1 pseudogene is annotated in these 358 nt (G+C 31.8%); it reads right to left on the reverse strand.

Annotated features, from left to right (window positions below):
• A pseudogene (locus AAEY62_RS20905) lies at window positions 1–358 on the reverse strand (hypothetical protein); the annotation flags it as partial.

Consider the following 358-nt stretch of genomic DNA (forward strand, 5'->3'; position numbering starts at 1 on the left):
GTATGTTTCTGTAGGAACTTGCAGTTTCTTTTTGTTTATAGAATTTAAGTTATATTCAAGATATGCTTCACGTCTAATCGGTGATGTTGAAAGTGTTAGAATGAATTTGTAAGATAGCTCTGAGTCGTTTAGATAAGTGACAATCAAAATGACTGTAGACATAATTTTATTTTTTAGCAATTGATCAAAGTTGGTGTGCGTCACCATGTTATCAAGCACATTACAAATGGTTTTAATTAGTCTTTCTTTCTGATTGCTACAAAGAAGATAATACATACCATCGACTATATTTTGTACTATTTGAAAAGAGTTGTGAAAGCTCTCGTCTCCGAAAATTAAATCCAGCGCGGTTGAATAT

The sequence above is a fragment of the Pseudoalteromonas sp. GW168-MNA-CIBAN-0100 genome (assembly GCF_040309225.1).
GTDB classification, from domain to species: Bacteria; Pseudomonadota; Gammaproteobacteria; order Enterobacterales; family Alteromonadaceae; genus Pseudoalteromonas; species Pseudoalteromonas arctica.